A 16831-nucleotide genomic window follows, 5' to 3' on the forward strand; every position below is an offset into this window, starting at 1 on the left:
TGTGAAACCCCTCAGCATCCTGGCTGCGATTCTCGCCACGGGCGCGCTGTGCGCCCAGGACAAGCCCGACGATATGACCGCGCGGATCGTGATCTTTGGTGAGGCCGTCCAGACCTCGGGCGTCCTGCTGGGCCAGGGCGTCAAGGACCAGGCGAACTTCCAGACGGGTCCCGGTCTTCGGCTCATGGGCCGCACCTCGGATGAATCGCGCTGGTACTGGGAGCTGGCCGCCCGCTTCCAGAGTTCGGCTCACATGGTGACCAACCGCGACATCAGCTCGACACCGCCCCCCAACGTCCTCGACGTCACCAAGGTCAAGGTCTACTACAGCTACTGGAGCGTGGGCGCGGGCTACCTGTTCCCGCTGGGGTCCGCAGTGGATTTTGGCCTCCACCTGGAAGGCCGCGGCGAGACCATCAACCCGAAGGGAACCTACTCCACCACCAACGGCGGCACGGGCGACATCGACGCGCACGCGGTCTATTTCCGCCCCTGGGTGCGGGCCAGCCTGGACCTCAAGATCAAGACGGGCTCGGTGGTGACGATCCTCGGCGGGGAGGCCGGCGTGGCCGCCATCAAGACCAGCCAGCGCGCCATCCTGCCCATGTCCCAGATCGACGATCAGACCCTGCGCTCCATGGCGCCCACCTGGTCCGGCGCCGTCTACGCGGGCATCCAGTTCTAGGCCCGATGAGCATCTGAAGGGGCCGGGGAAGCGGGCAGGACGCCCCTCCTCGGCCCTTTCATCTTGAAGCGGATCGCTTCCAGGAAAGGCGTCATGCGTCGGCGGGATGTCTTCTTTCTCTGCCTGATCGGCGGGACCCTGCTCGCGGGGCTGGCCTGGGCCCTGTCCACGCAGGTGCGCTGGGTGCAGGAATCCAAGGCGCCACGGCCTCAGCCGCCGGCCAAGGCGGAGGAGGCCGAGACGCCTCCGCCTCCCCAGGGCGGAACGGGCGTGGTGGGCGAGGTCAGTGAGGACACGCGGGCGGCCATGGCCAGGGACCTGGCCCGTCGCAAGGCCCGCTCCGCGGATCCGAAGCCGGTCCCGCGCAAATGAAGGTCCGCTACTGGGCGAGACTCCAGGCCATCTGGTTCCGGTAATCCTTCACGAAGGCCTTCTTCTCGGCGGAGTAGTTGCAGCCGCCCCCGGTGCTCTCGGGTCCGATGGCGACGAGGCCGAGGTCGATGCGCTCGGGGAAGGCGGCTAGGGCGCGATCCACGGCCTCCTGGGCGGGAAGGCCCTTCTCCAGCAGGTCGTACGTGGTCTTGGCGACCAGGTGCTTGACGATGTCCTCGCCGTTGCCCGTGCAGGCCACGGAGCCCTTGGGTCCAGCAAAGATGCCCGCGCCGTACATGGGCACGTCGCCCACGCGTCCGTAGAAGGTGATGGTGGTGCCGCCGGTGCTGATGGCCGCGGCGAAGCGTCCCTTCGCATCCCGCGCGACGCACCCGACGGTGTCCGGCGATCCCAGGGCCTCCTTCAGGGGCGTGGGGAAGTTCCAGGCCTTCTTCCAGTCGTAGCGCTTCCAGGCGTCGAGCTGGCGCGGATCCGTGCCCTTGAGGATGGTCTGTACTCGGGCGAAGCGGGCCTTGTTCTCGGCGCAGGTGGGATCGTAGTCGGGAAAGCCCATGGCCCGCGCAAAGCGTGTGGCGCCTTCGCCGACGATGAGGAGGTGGGGCGTGTCCATGACCTTGCGCGCCACCAGCACGGGGTTCTTCACCCGCTCGATGGCCGCGACGGCCCCGAAGGCGCCGGTCTCACCATCCATGCAGGCCGCATCCATCTGGATGGTTTTGCCATCCAGGCGGATGTTGGCGCCGGTGCCCGCGTTGAAGCGGGGATCATCCTCCAGGACCACCACGCCCGCCAGGGCGGCCTCGAGGGCGCTGCGCCCGGCCTTGAGCTCGAGGAGGGCCTTGGCGGCGGCGCGATCCGTCCCGTCCATGCGCACGCGCGGGCTGCCGGCGCCCCCATGGACGACAGCAGCAGGCGGCGCGGCCGCGAGGGCGGCCGTGAAGGCCACGGACAGGAGGGACGCGAGCAGGCGCATGGGTGCCTCGATTTCAGCCGCCGATGTGGGACATCTCGATGCGGGGCAGGCCGGGCGTATCGGCGCGCCGCAGTTCGGAATACCGGTCGCCGCGGCGCGACCAGTGGCTGGCCAGCAGCGAATGAATGTCGGCATCACTGTGGCCGCTGCGGAGGAAGCCCTTGAGGTCGAGCCCTTCGCTTGCGAACAGGCAGGTGTAGAGGTGGCCGTCCGCCGAGAGGCGGGCGCGGTCGCAGCCGCGGCAGAAGGGGGCGGTGACGGAAGCGATGAGGCCGATCTCGCCCTTCCCGTCGAGGTAGCGCCAGCCCTTCGCCACGCCACCCTGGGCCTCGGGAAGCGGCTCCAGTGGCCATTTCGCGTGCAGGACGCCGTGGATCTCCACGGCGGGTACGACGGCTTCCATGCGCCAGCCGTTGGTGGCGCCCACGTCCATGAACTCGATGAAGCGCAGGGTGTGGCCCTGCTCGCGGGCGAAGGCGGCGAGGTCGAGGACCTCGTCGTCATTGACCCCGCGCTGCAGGACGCAGTTGAGCTTGAGGGGGCCGAAGCCCGCGGCGCGGGCCGCGGCGATGCCCTCCAATACGCGCGCGAGCGGCAGATCCGTATCGCTGAGGGCGCGGAAGCGCTCGGGGCGCAGGGTGTCGAGACTAACGGTGAGGCGGTTCAGGCCCGCCTCGCGCAGGAGGGGCGCCAGATCCGGCAGCAGCACGCCGTTGCTGGTGAGGGCGAGGTCCTCCAGGCCGGGCACCGCGGCGATCATCCGGACGAGGGCCGGCAGCTCCCGCCGCAGGAGCGGTTCGCCCCCGGTGAGGCGGATCTTGGAGACACCCAGACCCCTGAAGATCCGCACCAGCCGGGTGATCTCCTCGAAGCTGAGCAGGGCCTCCCGCGGCAGGAAGGGATAGTCGGGCCCGAACACATCCTTGGGCATGCAGTAGCTGCAGCGGAAATTGCATCGGTCGGTGACCGAAATGCGCAGCGCCTTGAGGGGGCGGCCCAGGGTGTCGAGAGGCTCCATACCTCAAGCATAATTTCGTTTCCTCGGTCACAATGGATTGTTTGGGTGGATCTGCAGATATGGGCTTTTTCGATCGATTCCGTTCCCGCGCCGACGTGGCGCCCCTGCCGAGCCTGGAGGCCCTGCTGGAGGCCCGCGGGCTGTCCGCCGACCTCCCGGGCCTGGCGGCGCTGATCCCCGGTTTCGAGGCCCACCGCAAGGCCGAGGAGCGGGAAGCCTGGGCCGACGCGGTGGCTGAGCTCTGCGGAAAGGGCCTACCCCTCCCCGAGCCCTGGATCGACGCGCAGGATCACGTGCGGCCCGAACTGGTGCCCGCCTGGGTGGCCGAACGCGAGGATCGCTGGAGCCGCGGCTTCATTGACGGCCTGAGCCAGCGTATCCGCGTGCAGGACACGGTAATGCCCGCGGCCTGGCCGAAGCTTTGGGATCAGAGCGCCGACGATGTGCTGGAGGTGGCCCTGGATCACCTTCGCCATCGCAGCGAAGGCAGCTTCGAACGCCTGCCCTCCGGTGCCTACCGCAGCCCTTGGCGCGATGGGTTCGATGCGGCGCGCCTGCTGTTGCCTGAGGTGTGGTCCGGACTCTTCAAGGACCAGCACCCCTTCCTCGCCATTCCTTCGGCGGACACGCTGCTGGCGGTGCCCCAGATCCTCCTGCCCAAGCTCATGGACGAAGTGGGTCGCAGCCTCCAGTCCGGTGCGAAACCCCTTCAACTGGCCGTCATCGAGCGCGTCGGCGACCAGTTGATGACCGCACGGCTCCAGGAACCCCATCCCATGTCCTCGCCCCAGCGCGAACTGAAGCACATGGACCTCATCGAAGCCCTGCGCCACCAGGAGGAGGATCTCGACCCCGCCCTGGGCCGGCCCGCCATCGTCAGCATGGTGAAGACCGGGCAGGGCAAGCCGCTCACCATGGCCCTCTGGTCCGAAGGGGCCCCGGTGCTGCTGCCGGAGACGGACCTCATCGCCTTCTCGGCCCGGAACGGCGAACCGCTGGGCATCTTCGCGCGCCAGACCCTGCCGCGCATCCACGAGATCAAGGGCGAGCCCGTGGCCATCTGGGGCCCGCGCCGCGTGCGCTACGAGGGCTTCCCCAACGCTGAACAGCTGTCGCGCCTCGAGCGCTTCGCCACCGCCGAACAGATGCGGAGCCTCCAGGCCCCCGCCGCCGCCCGGCCTGCCGCTCCGCCCCGGGCCCAGGCCCCAGCGCCTTCGGTCAGCCCCCTGGCGACCCAGCCCACCCCCAACCTGCCGCGCCACCTCCAGGGGGCGGGACTGGGCGTGCAGGACAAGGACTAGGTCCGTTCAGATAAGCCCGATCTCCCGCAGGCGCTGCATGAGGAAGGCGTGGGCGGTGATGGGCTCGAAGCGCTTGGCCTCGCCCGCTTCAAGCAGGGCCTCGGGGCAGTCCAGCACGACTTCGGGGCGCGGATGGCAGAAGAAGGGCATGGAGTAGCGCACGGCCTCGGCGCTGTCGGGATTGATCACGCGGTGCGTGGTGCTGGGGATCTTCAGGTTCAGGTGGCGGCTCAGCATGTCGCCGGCATCGGCCACGATCTCGCCGGCCAGGCCGTCCACGGCGCGCCAGACGCCGTCGCGGTCCAGCAGCTGCAGCCCGGAGTCCGTGGCGGCGGGCAGGAGGGTGATGAGGTTGATGTCCTCGTGGGCGGAGCTGCGCACGCCGCCCTCGAGGTAGCGGTCCTTCAGGGCCGGATAGTGGATGAGCCGCAGGATGGAGTTGCCGTCCAGGATCATGTCGGCGAGGCTGCGCTCGGGAAGGCTCAGGTAGAGGGCGAGGGCCTCCAGTAGGGTGCCCGCGCAGTCTTCCAGGGCGTGGTAGAGGGCGAGGGTGTGGGCCTTGAAGCTTGGCACCTCGGCCTCGGGCCAGAGGTTGTCGCCGTAGGCTGCATGGAGGGGGTGGCCAGCAGGCAGCTCCTGGCCCACGTGCCAGAATTCCTTGAGGTCGCCCACGGGGTTGTCCTTGGCGTGTTCGCTGCCGAAGCTGGTGAAGCCGCGGGCGCCTCCGCCCCCGGGCACCTGGTAGCGGCGCTTGGTTTCCTCGGGCAGGGCGAAGAAGGCCCGGGCGGCCTCGTAGGCCCCGTCCACGTCGGTCTGCTGGACCCGGTGCCCGGCCACCTTCACGAAGCCCGTGTGGCGGAAGCTGTCGCCGAGCACCCGGATGAAGTCGGCGCGCTCCCGGGCGCTGCCTTCGCGGAACTGGGACAGGTGGACGGTTTCGACCTGGAAGGCGGGGCTGGCCATGGGGACCTCGGAGGATCGGCCATGATAGCTGACGCGACAGGAACCGCCGGCCCCCGTCAAAAAAAACGGCGGCGACCCGTGAGGATCACCGCCGTCTGCCGACCCCTTCCAAAGGTCCTGCAGCTGATGGGTTCTAGACTTCCACGGCGCCCTTCATGCCGAGGCGCTCGCGGATGAGATTTTCGACCTCGTCGGCCAGCTCCGGGTTGTCGTTGAAGAGCTTCTTCACGTTCTCGGCGCCCTGGCCCAGGCGGCTGTCCTTGTAGCTGTACCAGGAGCCGCTCTTCTGGATGATCTCCAACTGGGTGCCCAGCTCCACCAGCTCGCTGGTGCGGCTGATGCCCTCGCCATACATGATGTCGAAGGTGGCCACCTTGAGGGGCGGCGCGACCTTGTTCTTCACGACCTTGACCTTGGTCTTCTTGCCGATGACGGAGGAATCCTCGTCCTTGGCGGCCACCAGCGGATCGCCGGTGTTGCCCTTGATGCTCTGGATGCTGCGCACGTCCAGGCGCACGGAGGCGTAGAACTTGAGCGCGTTGCCGCCCGTCGTGGTCTCGGGGTTGCCGAACATCACGCCGATCTTCATGCGGATCTGGTTGATGAAGACGACGCAGCTGTTGGTCTTGCTGATGGTGCCGGTCATCTTGCGCAGGGCCTGGCTCATGAGGCGGGCCTGCAGGCCCACGTGGCTGTCGCCCATCTCGCCGTCGATTTCGGCCTTGGGCACCAGGGCGGCCACGGAGTCCACCACGATGATGTCTAGGGCGCCGCTGCGCACGAGCTGGTCGCAGATCTCCAGGGCCTGCTCGCCGCTGTCGGGTTGGCTGATGAAGAGGTTGGCCACATCCACGCCCAGCTTCTGGGCGTATTCGGGATCGAGGGCGTGCTCGGCGTCGATGTAGGCGGCGAGGCCGCCCTTCTTCTGGGCCTGGGCCACCATGTGGAGGGCCAGGGTCGTCTTGCCGCTGGCCTCTGGGCCGTAGACCTCGACGATGCGGCCCTTGGGTACGCCGCCGACGCCCAGGGCCGAGTCCAGGGAGATGGAGCCGGTGCTGATGACCTCGATGCCCTCGGCGCCGCTCATGCGGTCGCCCAGCTTCATGATCGAGCCCTTGCCGAAGGCCCGCTCGATGTCGGCCACGGTGCGGGTGAGGGCTTTCAGTCGATCGTCTTGCTCGGCCGCGGCCATGGGTCCTCCAGATGCGTGCTTTCCAGGATGGGGCAAAAAGCGAAAAAAACAAGAAATCTTTTTTTAGGATTCTGGCCGGGCCGGCCGAAGAAGAGGGAGCATGTCGAACCCCGCCCCGGCCTCCCCTTCCTCTGCATCTGTTTCCGCCCTGGAGGCCCGGCTGGCCGCGGTCCAGGCCGAGGCCGACCGGTACCGGGCCCTGGTCGAAGACTTGAAGGAAGTGATCTTCCAGATCGACCGGCAGGGCCAGTGGACCTTCCTCAACCCGGCCTGGGCGGACCTGACGGGCTATCCGGTGGAGGAAAGCCTCGGGCGGCCCTTTCTGACCTTCCTGCATCCGGCCGACAACGCCCGCTACCTGAACATGCTCACCTACGCGGTGGACACGGGGCAGGCGGTCTTCGAAAGCGAGTTCCGCATTCCCACCCAGTCCGGCGACGTGAAATGGGTGGAGGCCCACCAGCGCATCGCCTTCGACGAATCGGGTGTCGTGCTCGGCATCTCGGGCACCCTGGGCGACATCACCGAGCGCAAGCACACGGAGATCGTCCTCCGCGTGGCGACGAGCCGCCTCCGCGCCCTCATCGAGAACATGCAGGCGGGCATTCTGGTGGAGACTGAGGGCCGCAAGATCGCCCTGCTGAACGAGACCTTCTGCCAGATGTTCCACGTCCCCGTGCCGGCCCACGTGCTGGTGGAGAGCGACACCCGGGACATTCTGGACGAGTGCCTGCCCCTGCTGGCGGATCCGGTGGGCTTCCGGGCCCGGGCCGAGGCTTTGACGGAGGCCCGGAAACCCGTGCAGGGCGAGGAATTCGAGCTGGTCGACGGCCGCATCATGGCGGTTGATTTTGTGCCCATCATCGTGGGTGAGGAATACCTGGGCCAGCTGTGGCAGTACCACGACATCACCGAGCGGCGGCGTGCCGAGATCAAGCTGGAGGAAGCGGCCGAAGAACTGGAACGGAAGAATCTGGAACTGGCCGAGGCCCGCGACAAGGCTCTCGAGCTGTCGGGGTTGAAGAGCGAGTTCCTGGCCAACATGAGCCACGAGATCCGCACGCCCATGAACGGCATCATCGGCATGACGGGCCTGCTGCTGGACACGCCGCTGGGGGCCGAGCAGCGCCAGTACGCAGAGACCGTGCGCTCATGCGGCGACGCCCTACTCACGCTCATCAACGACATCCTGGACTTCTCGAAGATCGAGGCCGGGAAGCTGGTTTTCGAAACCCTGGAGTTCGACCTCCTCACCGTGATCGAGGATGTCCAGGCCGTGCTCGCGGTGAAGGCCGAGGCCAAGGGCGTCGAGCTGGGCGTCTTCGTGGATCCGGCGACGCCGCTGGCCGTGGCTGGCGATCCCACGCGGCTGCGCCAGGTGCTGACGAACCTGGTGGACAACGCCCTGAAGTTCACCCACGAAGGCTCGGTGGAAGTCCGCGTGCGGCCCGAATCGGAAGCGGAGGGCCAGGTTCTCCTGCGGGTGGAGATCCAGGACACGGGCATCGGCATGAAGCCGGAGGTCGTCGACCGACTCTTCACCTCCTTCTTCCAGGGTGACAGCTCCACCACGCGGAAGTACGGCGGCACGGGGCTGGGGCTCACCATCTGCAAGCGGCTGGCCGAACTCATGGGCGGCGGCGTCGGCGTCACCAGCGTGCCCGATGAAGGCAGCACCTTCTGGTTCACCCTCCGCCTCGGCGTGCGGGAAGGGCTGGCGCCGGTGCGCCCGGCCACGACTTCGCTGCTTCTCCTGGGCCTGCCTCCGGCCGCGGCGCGCCTGATCGCAGAACAGACCGAGGCCTGGGGCGTGGAAGCCCGCATCCTGCCCACTGGTGCGGATCCGGCTGCGTGGCTACGCGAAGTCCGCCGTCCGGATTCCGTGATTCTCGTGGGGCCCGAGGCCCTGGAGGCGGCCGTATCCGCGGAGGGCGAAGGCGCTGTCGTCTTCGCGGGCCCCCTCTACCGGCCCGAGCTGCGCGAGGCCGCCGCCCGCCGCGGCGTCCAGGCCTTCCTGACCCTGCCAGCGCGGCCCAGCCACCTGCGCCGCCTGCTGGAGCCCGCGAGCCACGCCGTCGATGGCGGCGCCGCCGCCGTGCCCATGCTGGTGGCGGAAGTCCCGGCCAAGGTGCGCGTGCTGCTGGCCGAAGACAACCTCGTGAACCAGAAGGTGGCCCTCATCATGCTCCGGAAATTCGGCATCGAGGCCGACGTGGTCTGCACGGGCCTCGAGGCCTTGGACGCCCTCGTGGGCGTGGCCTACGATTTGGTTTTGATGGATTGTCAGATGCCTGAGATGGATGGGTTCGAGGCCACGCAACGGATTCGCGAGCGGGAGCGCGGCAGCCGCCGCCTGCCGGTGATCGCGATGACGGCCAACGCCATGGTGGGGGATCGCGAGAAATGCCTGGAGGCGGGCATGGACGATCACATTCCCAAACCCGTCCGCGTCGACGAGCTGCACCGGGCGCTGTCCCGCTGGCTTCCGGCGGGCGCCGTGCCCCCCCTGGGCGGAGGGGCCTGAAATGAGCAAATCCACCGCCCTCCTCGAAGATGTCACGGCCATCCGCATGGCCCTCCAGCGCCTCTGCCTCGCCGGAACCAAGCTGGAAGTGGCCTACAAGGCCCAGCGGGCCGCCTTCCCGATCCTGACGGAGGATGGCGAGCGCATGGCCTTCCGCATGCCCTTCGACGACATCGGTGCCTGGGGCCTGAAGCCGGGCGAAAACCTGGCCATCAAGCTCAAGGACCGCGGGCTCGAGTACGAGTGCGTCGTGTCACACACGGGGCAGGAGGTTCTGGAAGGCGTGGAGACCTGCCTGGCCACCATCCCCCGCGTGATGCGCCGCTCGGACCTGCACCGCCTGGCGGATTTCATCCCCGACCGCCCGCCCAGCCAGGCCCACGCGGCCACCTTCACCAACACGCGCAACGCCCTGCTCGACGGCACGGTGCAGAGCTTCGGCGAGGAGGGCCTCGAACTGGTGCTGCGCAACACCAAGCAGGACATCCGCGAACTCCTGCGCATGGGCGAGGAATCGCTGCTGGACGTGCCGCTGGAAGGTGACCTGCGCCTGCGGGCACCGACCACGGTGGCCTACTTCGGCGAGAACCTGGTGGGTCTGCGCTTCACCAAGCAGGCCGACGCCAAGATGCTGGATCAGTACCGCACCTGGATCCAGGATCAGCAGGTACTCCAGGCCCAGCAGGACAAGGACGAGTTCTCGCCCCGCGGCTTCCAGGAGGCCACGGCCCGCATCAACCGCGCCGCGGCCCTGCCCACCATCAAGATCATCGTGGACCGCGATCCCATGATCCTGCTGCTCACGGAGAAAGAAGAATTCGCCCGCCGCCTGGGCGAGGCCCTCAGCCGGAAGTTCGGGCTGGCCATGCTCGATCACATCAAGGGCCCCGTGAAGACACAGCTCAAGGGCATCGAAAAGGAAGGCGCAGAGTGGGGCCGCACCCGCATGGTCGTCATCCACAACCAGCTGCGGCTGGCCAGCCCCCTCGAACTCTGCCGCCAGCTCGTGGCGCAGGAGGATTGCCCCGTGCCCGTGATCCTCGCGGGCACCGAAGAAGACGAGGCCAAGAAGCGCCACCACGCCGTGGCCGCGGGCGCCGTGGACTACGTGACCGTGGAGCCCTTCCGCATCCTCGCCATCCTGCGCCGCCTGGACGATACGCTGAGCCTGTTCGAGGGCGCCTAAAGGTTCCTTCCGGTTTGTGATCCGAAGGATTCACCACGGAGGCACGGAAAGCACGGAGGAGGACACGGAGAAGAACCTGGTGCTTCCCATGTTCTTCTCAGCGCTTTTCTCTGTGCTTTTCTCAGTGCCCTCCGTGCCTCCGTGGTGGATCTTTTCGAACCCGAGTTGGAATCAGTTCAGCGGCACGTTCCGACCCCGCCAGTGGTTGAGGCCCCGCAGCCGGTCGCTGAAGGCCCACAGGGTTCCGACGGCGAAGACGACGGCGTTCAGCGGCCACAGGGCCCACCAGAGATCCATGGGGCGCCGCGTCAGGCGCTGCTGCACGTCGCCGATGATGGCCGGCACCAGCAGCCAGAGCAGGAGGGCGAGGATGGGATATCCCGCGAAGGGCATCCAGAGCGGCGCCAGTCCGACGATCAGGATGACGGGAATCGTGAACGGCAGCAGGTACCAGGCGGGCAGGGCCGCCGTGTTCTTGCGCATGGCCCGCACCAGCTCGCCCAGGCCGTGGTACATGCGCAGGTGCAGGTCGGGCCCGCCCCGCGCCACGCGGTTGACGAAACCCGCAGTCTTCGCGCGGCGGGCCAGCATCATGTCGTCGATGGCCTCCAGGGGCGCGGCGGCGTGGCCGCCCACGGCGTCGTAAGCCGCACGGCGGATGAGCGTGAAGGCGCCCACGCCGCAGAAGGCAGGATGCCGGGGATTGGGCACCTGGTGGGGCGGCACGAGCATGAGGAAGGCCGAGGCCGCGACGGGCAGGATCAGGCGCTCGGCCGGGCCTTCCACATCCACGGCGGGGATCAGGGCGAGCACGTCCGTGGGCTGCGCCGCTGCGAAGGCGAGGGCGCGGCGCAGCAGATCGGGTGCGGCCTGCACGTCGCCATCCGCGAAGAGCAGCCAGTCGGCAGATGTCGCTTCGGGCTGCCTGGCAGCAAGGTCCAGGGCATGGTTCTTCCCCAGCCAGCCCGGCGGCAGGTGGTCGTTGCGCAGCACGCGCAGACGCGCCGGGTGTGCGGCCTCCCGTGCACGGAGGATCTCGGTGCTGCCGTCCGTCGAGCCATCGTCCACGACGAGGATCTTCAACTCCGGATGGTCCTGGGCCAGCCAGGAGTCCAGCGCCGCGGGCAGCTCGCGCGCCTCGTCGCGCACGGGGATGCACAGGCACACGGAGGGTGGATCGGACAGGACGGGGTCCGAGTCCAGGTGGGGGAGCCGGGCCTCGTGGCGGCGCAGCACGGCCAGCCCCGCCAGGATCAAGCCGGAGGAAATCCAGGCGACGCCATCGACGGGATTCATTCGTTCCGTGTGCCTTCGAATGCGGCCACCGTGGCGACGAGGGCGGGCACCACCAGGGCCGCCTGGCCCGTGGTCTCGGCCAGGAACACCACCGGCGTCAGCAGCGTACGGTGCACGGCACCCGCGAAGGCGCTGGCGCCGACCATGGCGAAGAGCCCCGGTTGGCCGAGTCCGGCCCAGGCATCGAAGGCCGCGCCGAGGCAGGCGCCGATGGTCACGGAGGGCAGCCAGGTGCCGCCCACGCCACCCCCGGCGAAGGTGAGGGCCGTGGCGGTGAGCTTGAGTGCGAAGAAGGCCAGGGCCGCCGAGGGAAGGACACCGCCGTGAAGCACGTGGGTGACCAGGTCCAGGCCGCCGCCCTGGGTGACGGGCAGGCCCGGCCACAACCAGGCGCCCGGCAGGGCCAGGATCACCAGGCCCAGACCGGCGACGAGCCCGCGCAGGGGCAGCGGAAGCGGACGCAGGTGGTGCCGACTGAAACGGAGCAGGCGGCGGAACAGCGAGGCGCCCACGGCACAGGCCAGCCCGAGGGGCAGCGCCCAGAAGATCTCGCGCATCCGCAGGGTGTAGGGGCTAACAACGCCCAGCAGCGGAGCGGTGCCGCGCAGGGCGATGAAGGCCAGGTAGCCGGTGGCGGAGGCCACGAGGGCGGGCGCGACCTGGGTGGCATTCAGATGGCCGTCGTGTTCAGTCGCCAGCAGGGCGCCCGAAAGGGGGGCACGGAAGACGGCCGCCAGGGCCGCGGCGGAACCCGACATCACGACGACGCCGGGCTGCGCCATCACCCGTCGCAATCGCGGCACCCGCCGGGCCATCCAGCGGAGCATGGCGTGGAACTGGGCGCCGAGGGCGGCTCCCAGCCACTTGGCGGGGCCCTCGATGCCGGCGCTTCCGCCGAAGCCGATGGTCAGGGCGCAGGCCATGGTCTTGCCCAGGCTCGGCCAGAAGCCGAAGGCCCCCAGGGGATCGGTCTGGCTTTCGGCCAGATCCTTCACGAGGGACACTTCGCCGATGCGCGTGGCCTTGAGCCAGGCGCCCGTCAGCACGAGGCCGAGCAGGGGCGAGACGGTGAGGACGACCAGGGCCCAGCCGTGGCCGCTGATGAGGTGCCTCAGGTGATCGAGGCCCGAGAGGGCCCAGGCCACCACCAATCCGATGAAGGCACCCAGGGGCAGCACCGCCAGGGCCAGGCGGCGGGCCTGGGCGATCATCCGCAGGCTCCTCAGCCGCGAGGGGAGGGCCAGGGGGTGCGCGGCGGAACCACCTTGGGGCTTGCTCGCTTCTGACATGCCCTCAGTGTGCGCGTGCGTCGGAGAAGCTGTCCAGGCGGAGCGGTGGTACGAGCGGGGCCCGGGCCGTGCCGGTGCTTTAATGGAGGCCATCCATATGAGCCCGGGGTTCCGATGCCTTTCGCGTTCCTGATGCACGATCCCCTGGCGGGCACGCTGATGCTGTTGGCCGTGCTGTGGCTTTCGGCCAAGGTGGGCGGCGAGCTGGCCGTGCGCCTGAAGCTGCCGGCGGTCACGGGGGAACTGGCCGTGGGCCTCGCTCTCACGGCGCTGCACCGGGCCTGGCCGCTGTTTCCCGACGTGGCCGCTTCGCCTGCGACGGAACTGCTGGGCGGCCTCGGCGTCGTGGTGCTGATGTTTGCCGTCGGCCTCGAATCCACCGTGCCGCAGATGCTCAAGGTGGGCGTCGCCTCGCTTCGCGTGGCCCTCATCGGCGTGGTGGCGCCCATGCTGGCGGGGCTCGCGGGGGCCTGGATTCTGCTGCCCAAGGGATCTCCCCTTGTGCTCGACCTCTTCATCGGCGCCTGCCTCTGCGCCACCAGCATCGGCATCTCCGCCCAGGTGCTGCGCGAAAAGGGTGCCTCCGATTCCCTGGCGGGCCGCATCATCGTCGGTGCGGCGGTGGTGGATGACGTGCTGGGCCTGCTCGTGCTCGTGGCTGTCTCGGGCATGGTGGGCGCGGCTGCTGGCGGCGCGCTGGGGCCGCAGCTGGTGAAGACCATGGGGCTGGCCCTGGGCTTCCTCGCCGCCGCGCTCACGCTGGGCCGTCTGGCCACCCCGCGCCTCTTCCAGTTGGCCACGCGCTTCCGCGGGGAGCAGGTGCTGCTGCCGCTCGGTCTCGGTTTCGCCTTCCTGCTGGCCTGGCTGGGCAACCTCGCGGGCCTGGCCTCCATCGTGGGTGCCTACGCGGCGGGCCTCATCCTCGAACCCGCCCACATCGTCGATCTCGAGCACCGCGAGCGCCACACGCTGGAAGAACTCATCCATCCGCTGGTCACGGTGCTATCGCCACTCTTCTTCGTGCTCATGGGCGCCAAGGTGGATCCCGGCGCCCTCTTCAAGCCCGCGACCCTGGGCTTCGCGCTGCTGCTGGCCCTGTTGGGCGTCATCGGCAAGTACGTCGCGGGCTACGGCGCCGGCAGGGGCATCCGCGCCGCCGTGGTGGGCTGGGGGATGGTGCCCCGCGGCGAGGTGGGCCTCATCTTCGTGGCCGCGGGCGCGCAGCTTCACCTGGACGGCGTGCCCCTGCTCAGCCCCGACGTGCAGGCCGGCATCATCGGTGCCCTGCTGCTCACCACCGTGGCCGGGCCCGTGGGGTTGGGCTGGGTGCTGCGGAAGGAAAAGCGGTGAAGGCGAAGATGCTTCAGGGCTCAGGCAGTTCGGGCACGAGGCTTTCGACGAAGGTGGCCTTCACGCGGAAGACCTCACCGATGAGTTCGGCGGTGAGCACTTCGTGGGGTTTCCCGTTGCCCACCAGGCGGCCGCGGTCCAGCACCAGCACGCGATCGAAGCGGTAGGCGGCGCGCAGGTCGTGGAGGCTCACCAGGACGGTGCTGCCACCATCCACGAGGCGGCGGGCGAGGCGCATCACCTCCAGCGCGTGGCGCACGTCCAGCTGGGCCACGGGCTCGTCCCAGAGCTGGATGGGCGCCTGGGTGGCCAGGGCCCGGGCCAGGCCGACGCGGTGGCGCTCGCCGCCGGAAAGGCGCGTCACGGGTCGGTCCGCGAGGTCCAGAAGGTCCAGTTCCGCCAGCGCCGCTTCGACGCCATCGAGGTCATCCCCCCAGGCGTAGCGGCCCTGGGCCACGACTTCGTGGACGGGGAAGGCGAATTCAAAGTGGGCCTCCTGGCCCACCCAGGCCAGGCGCCTTCCGCGTTCGGCCATGGCGATGCGCGACAGTAATTGTCCATTCCAATGCACGTGACCTTCGGCGGGAAGGAGGCCCGCCAGGGCCTGGATCAGGGTGGACTTGCCCGCGCCGTTGGGGCCCACCAGGGCGACGAGTTCACCGGGTGTGAGATCCAGCGATACGGCCTCCAGGCGGCCGGACACTGCGAGAGCTGAAGCGGAAAGCGCTGAGCTCATCGCGGCCTCCGCAGCAGCCAGAGGAAGAAGGGGCCGCCGATGAGGGCCGTGACGACGCCGAGGCGCAGGCCCAGCGGGAAGGTCCGCGTGACGAGATCGCAGGCCAGCAGAAAGGCGGCGCCGCCGATCATGGAGTAGGGCAGCAGGCGCCGGTGGTCGGGCCCGAAGGCGAGGCGCAACACGTGAGGCACGATCAGCCCCACGAAGCCGACGACGCCCGCCACGGCGGTGGCGAGGGCCGTGAGGATGGTGGATAGGGCGATGAGTTTCCAGCGCAGGCGGCGCACATCCACGCCCAGGCTCTGGGCGCTCTGCTCGCCCAGGCTCAGCAGGTCCATGGGACGTCCCAGGGGCAGCAGCAGCAGGCAGCCGACGAGGATGGCGGGGACGCCCATCCACACGTGTTCCCAGCTGCGGCTTTCCAGCCCCCCCATGAGCCAGAACAGGATCTGCGCGTTCACCTCGAAGTGGCCGATGGTGGTGGTAAGCAGGAAGCTGGTGCCCGCGCCCAGCAGCGCGTTGAGCGCCACGCCCGAGAGCAGCAGGCGCTCCGTGCCCGCACCACGCTGGGCGAGCATCAGCACGGCGCCCGTGGCCGCGAAGGCGCCGAGCACCGAGGCCAGGGGCAGGGCCCACAGCGTGTGGGCGGCCAAGCCGAGGAAGGGGCCCGCCGCCAGCACGGCCACGGCGCCCAGGGCGCCGCCGCTGCTGACGCCCAGTAGGCCGGGGCTGGCCAGCGGATTGCGGAAGAAGGCCTGCATCACGACGCCGCTGGATCCCAGCGCCGCGCCCACGGCCAGGCCAACCAGGGCGCGGGGCAGGCGGAAGTCGCGGACCACCGTGCGGGCGAGTTCGTCACTGCCCCCCGTGAGCGCGCCGATCACCTGCCCGAAGCTGAGCCGCAGTTCGCCGAAGGCCAGCGAGGCGAGGAAGGCCAGCACCAGCAGCGCCAGCAGGAGGGGAAGGGCGAAGCGGGATTTCATCGCGGACCGCCCCGGAAGTGAGCCAGGGCCTTCATTTGAAGCGTTCGGGATGGAGGGCCTTCGCCAGGGCTTCGTAGGCCTCGATGCGGTGGTGAGAGACGCTCGACATGAGGGGCCCGGGCAGCGTCACGATGCGGCCGGCCTTGAAGGCGGGAAGGACGCGGTAGTGGGGGATCTCGCCGAGGCGGCTGCGCAGGCCCTCATCGCCCGAAGCCACGAGCACCTCAGCGTTCCAGACGAGTAGCTTTTCCGAAGGCGTCGGCGCGTGGCCCTTGAGACCGGCCTCGGCGGCGACATTGACGGCGCCCGCGTGCTCGCAGAGGTCCTGGAAGGTGGTGCCCGAGCCGGCGGTGATGGGGTAGACGCCCACGCTGAGCACGCGCACGGGCTTTACCCCCTTCAGTCGGGTCGCCAGGGCCTCCACGCGGGTGCGGCAATGGGTGATGAGGGCCTCGGCGCGGGCCTCCTGGCCGAGCTCACGGCCGAGGATCCGCAGGCTGGCATAGACATCCTCGAGCGTGTCGAAGCGGTCCAGCACCACCAGGCGCACGCCGGTGCGTTTGAGCAGGGCCAGGGTCTCGGGCCGGGTGAAGCTGGCGGCCAGCACCAGGTCGGGGCGGAAGCGCAGGATGCTTTCGGCATCGCTGTCCCGGAGGGCGGGGAAGCGCTTGGCATCCTCGGCCACCGGGCTGTAGCGGCCATCGTGGCTGATGTGGCTGAGGGCGGCGATCTGGCCCGGATCGGCCAGGGCCAGCAGCAGCTCGTCCGTGCCCACGGCCTGGCTCACCACCCGCTGGGGCCGCGCCGCCGTCGGAGTCTGAGGCCGCGCTGCGGCCAGGGGCAGCGCGAGCAGCAGCAAGCAGGTGATCAGGCGGAACAGGCGAGCGCTCATCGGGCGCTCCGGGCGGCAAGCCGCTCAGTGCTCTGCTCGAAGATCTGCCG

15 protein-coding genes are annotated in these 16831 nt (G+C 69.3%); 6 read left to right on the top strand and 9 right to left on the bottom strand.

Features of this window, described 5'->3' with window-relative positions:
* Position 1: 1 nt before the first annotated feature.
* Together QSJ34_RS11080 and QSJ34_RS11085 are read left to right on the top strand one after the other, a co-directional pair.
* Positions 2-685: a hypothetical protein gene (locus QSJ34_RS11080; RefSeq protein ID WP_285575122.1), complete on the top strand. Its 684-nt coding sequence runs from the start codon at positions 2-4 to the stop codon at positions 683-685.
* 93 nt (positions 686-778) lie between these two features.
* On the top strand, positions 779-1057 hold the full coding sequence (locus QSJ34_RS11085; protein ID WP_285575124.1) for a hypothetical protein: 279 nt from the start codon (positions 779-781) through the stop codon (positions 1055-1057).
* A 7-nt stretch (positions 1058-1064) separates the two neighbouring features.
* Here the strand turns inward: QSJ34_RS11085 and QSJ34_RS11090 are convergent, their stop codons facing one another.
* Together QSJ34_RS11090 and moaA are read right to left on the bottom strand one after the other, a co-directional pair.
* Positions 1065-2051, bottom strand: a complete 987-nt coding sequence (locus QSJ34_RS11090) for an isoaspartyl peptidase/L-asparaginase (protein WP_285575126.1) — start codon at positions 2049-2051, stop codon at positions 1065-1067.
* A 13-nt stretch (positions 2052-2064) separates the two neighbouring features.
* On the bottom strand, positions 2065-3069 hold the full coding sequence (gene moaA / locus QSJ34_RS11095) for a GTP 3',8-cyclase MoaA (RefSeq protein ID WP_285575128.1): 1005 nt from the start codon (positions 3067-3069) through the stop codon (positions 2065-2067).
* Positions 3070-3128: 59 nt separating this feature from the next.
* Here moaA and QSJ34_RS11100 point away from each other — a divergent pair, with 59 nt between their 5' ends.
* Positions 3129-4370, top strand: coding sequence for a DUF1444 domain-containing protein (locus QSJ34_RS11100; RefSeq protein WP_285575130.1), 1242 nt, complete (start codon positions 3129-3131; stop codon positions 4368-4370).
* A 6-nt stretch (positions 4371-4376) separates the two neighbouring features.
* On the opposite strand, the gene QSJ34_RS11105 is transcribed toward QSJ34_RS11100, so the two are convergent.
* A complete protein-coding gene (locus QSJ34_RS11105; protein ID WP_285575132.1) occupies positions 4377-5333 on the bottom strand; it encodes an isopenicillin N synthase family dioxygenase in 957 nt (318 codons plus the stop codon).
* 133 nt (positions 5334-5466) lie between these two features.
* Positions 5467-6525, bottom strand: a complete 1059-nt coding sequence (gene recA / locus QSJ34_RS11110) for a recombinase RecA (RefSeq protein ID WP_285575134.1) — start codon at positions 6523-6525, stop codon at positions 5467-5469.
* Positions 6526-6625: 100 nt separating this feature from the next.
* Here recA and QSJ34_RS11115 point away from each other — a divergent pair, with 100 nt between their 5' ends.
* Both QSJ34_RS11115 and QSJ34_RS11120 read left to right on the top strand, forming a co-directional pair.
* Positions 6626-9049 carry an ATP-binding protein gene (locus tag QSJ34_RS11115; protein ID WP_285575136.1) on the top strand — a complete coding sequence of 808 codons (2424 nt, stop codon included), beginning with the start codon at positions 6626-6628 and terminating at the stop codon, positions 9047-9049.
* A gap of 1 nt (position 9050) precedes the next feature.
* The gene (locus tag QSJ34_RS11120) at positions 9051-10235 is read left to right on the top strand and encodes a PleD family two-component system response regulator (protein WP_285575138.1); all 1185 of its coding nucleotides are present in this window, start codon (positions 9051-9053) and stop codon (positions 10233-10235) included.
* A 171-nt stretch (positions 10236-10406) separates the two neighbouring features.
* Here QSJ34_RS11120 and QSJ34_RS11125 read toward each other — a convergent pair whose 3' ends face one another.
* Both QSJ34_RS11125 and QSJ34_RS11130 read right to left on the bottom strand, forming a co-directional pair.
* The gene (locus tag QSJ34_RS11125) at positions 10407-11531 is read right to left on the bottom strand and encodes a glycosyltransferase family 2 protein (protein WP_285575140.1); all 1125 of its coding nucleotides are present in this window, start codon (positions 11529-11531) and stop codon (positions 10407-10409) included.
* Complete coding sequence (locus QSJ34_RS11130; RefSeq protein WP_285575143.1) at positions 11528-12742, bottom strand: chloride channel protein; 1215 nt, start codon at positions 12740-12742, stop codon at positions 11528-11530. Before QSJ34_RS11130 ends, QSJ34_RS11125 begins: the two co-directional genes overlap by 4 nt.
* A gap of 192 nt (positions 12743-12934) precedes the next feature.
* Between QSJ34_RS11130 and QSJ34_RS11135 the strand changes: the two genes are divergently transcribed.
* A complete protein-coding gene (locus QSJ34_RS11135) occupies positions 12935-14170 on the top strand; it encodes a cation:proton antiporter (RefSeq protein WP_285575145.1) in 1236 nt (411 codons plus the stop codon).
* Between the two features lie 13 nt (positions 14171-14183).
* On the opposite strand, the gene QSJ34_RS11140 is transcribed toward QSJ34_RS11135, so the two are convergent.
* Genes QSJ34_RS11140 through QSJ34_RS11150 form a run of 3 tightly spaced genes read right to left on the bottom strand, consistent with a single transcriptional unit; the run spans position 14184 to position 16781 of the window.
* The gene (locus QSJ34_RS11140) at positions 14184-14906 is read right to left on the bottom strand and encodes an ABC transporter ATP-binding protein (protein ID WP_285575147.1); all 723 of its coding nucleotides are present in this window, start codon (positions 14904-14906) and stop codon (positions 14184-14186) included.
* On the bottom strand, positions 14903-15889 hold the full coding sequence (locus tag QSJ34_RS11145; RefSeq protein ID WP_285575149.1) for a FecCD family ABC transporter permease: 987 nt from the start codon (positions 15887-15889) through the stop codon (positions 14903-14905). The genes QSJ34_RS11140 and QSJ34_RS11145 overlap by 4 nt, the downstream gene beginning before the upstream one ends.
* A gap of 31 nt (positions 15890-15920) precedes the next feature.
* On the bottom strand, positions 15921-16781 hold the full coding sequence (locus tag QSJ34_RS11150; protein ID WP_285575152.1) for an ABC transporter substrate-binding protein: 861 nt from the start codon (positions 16779-16781) through the stop codon (positions 15921-15923).
* Between the last annotated feature and the right edge of the window lie 50 nt (positions 16782-16831).

This window comes from Geothrix limicola (assembly GCF_030268085.1).
Lineage (GTDB): Bacteria > Acidobacteriota > Holophagae > Holophagales > Holophagaceae > Geothrix > Geothrix limicola.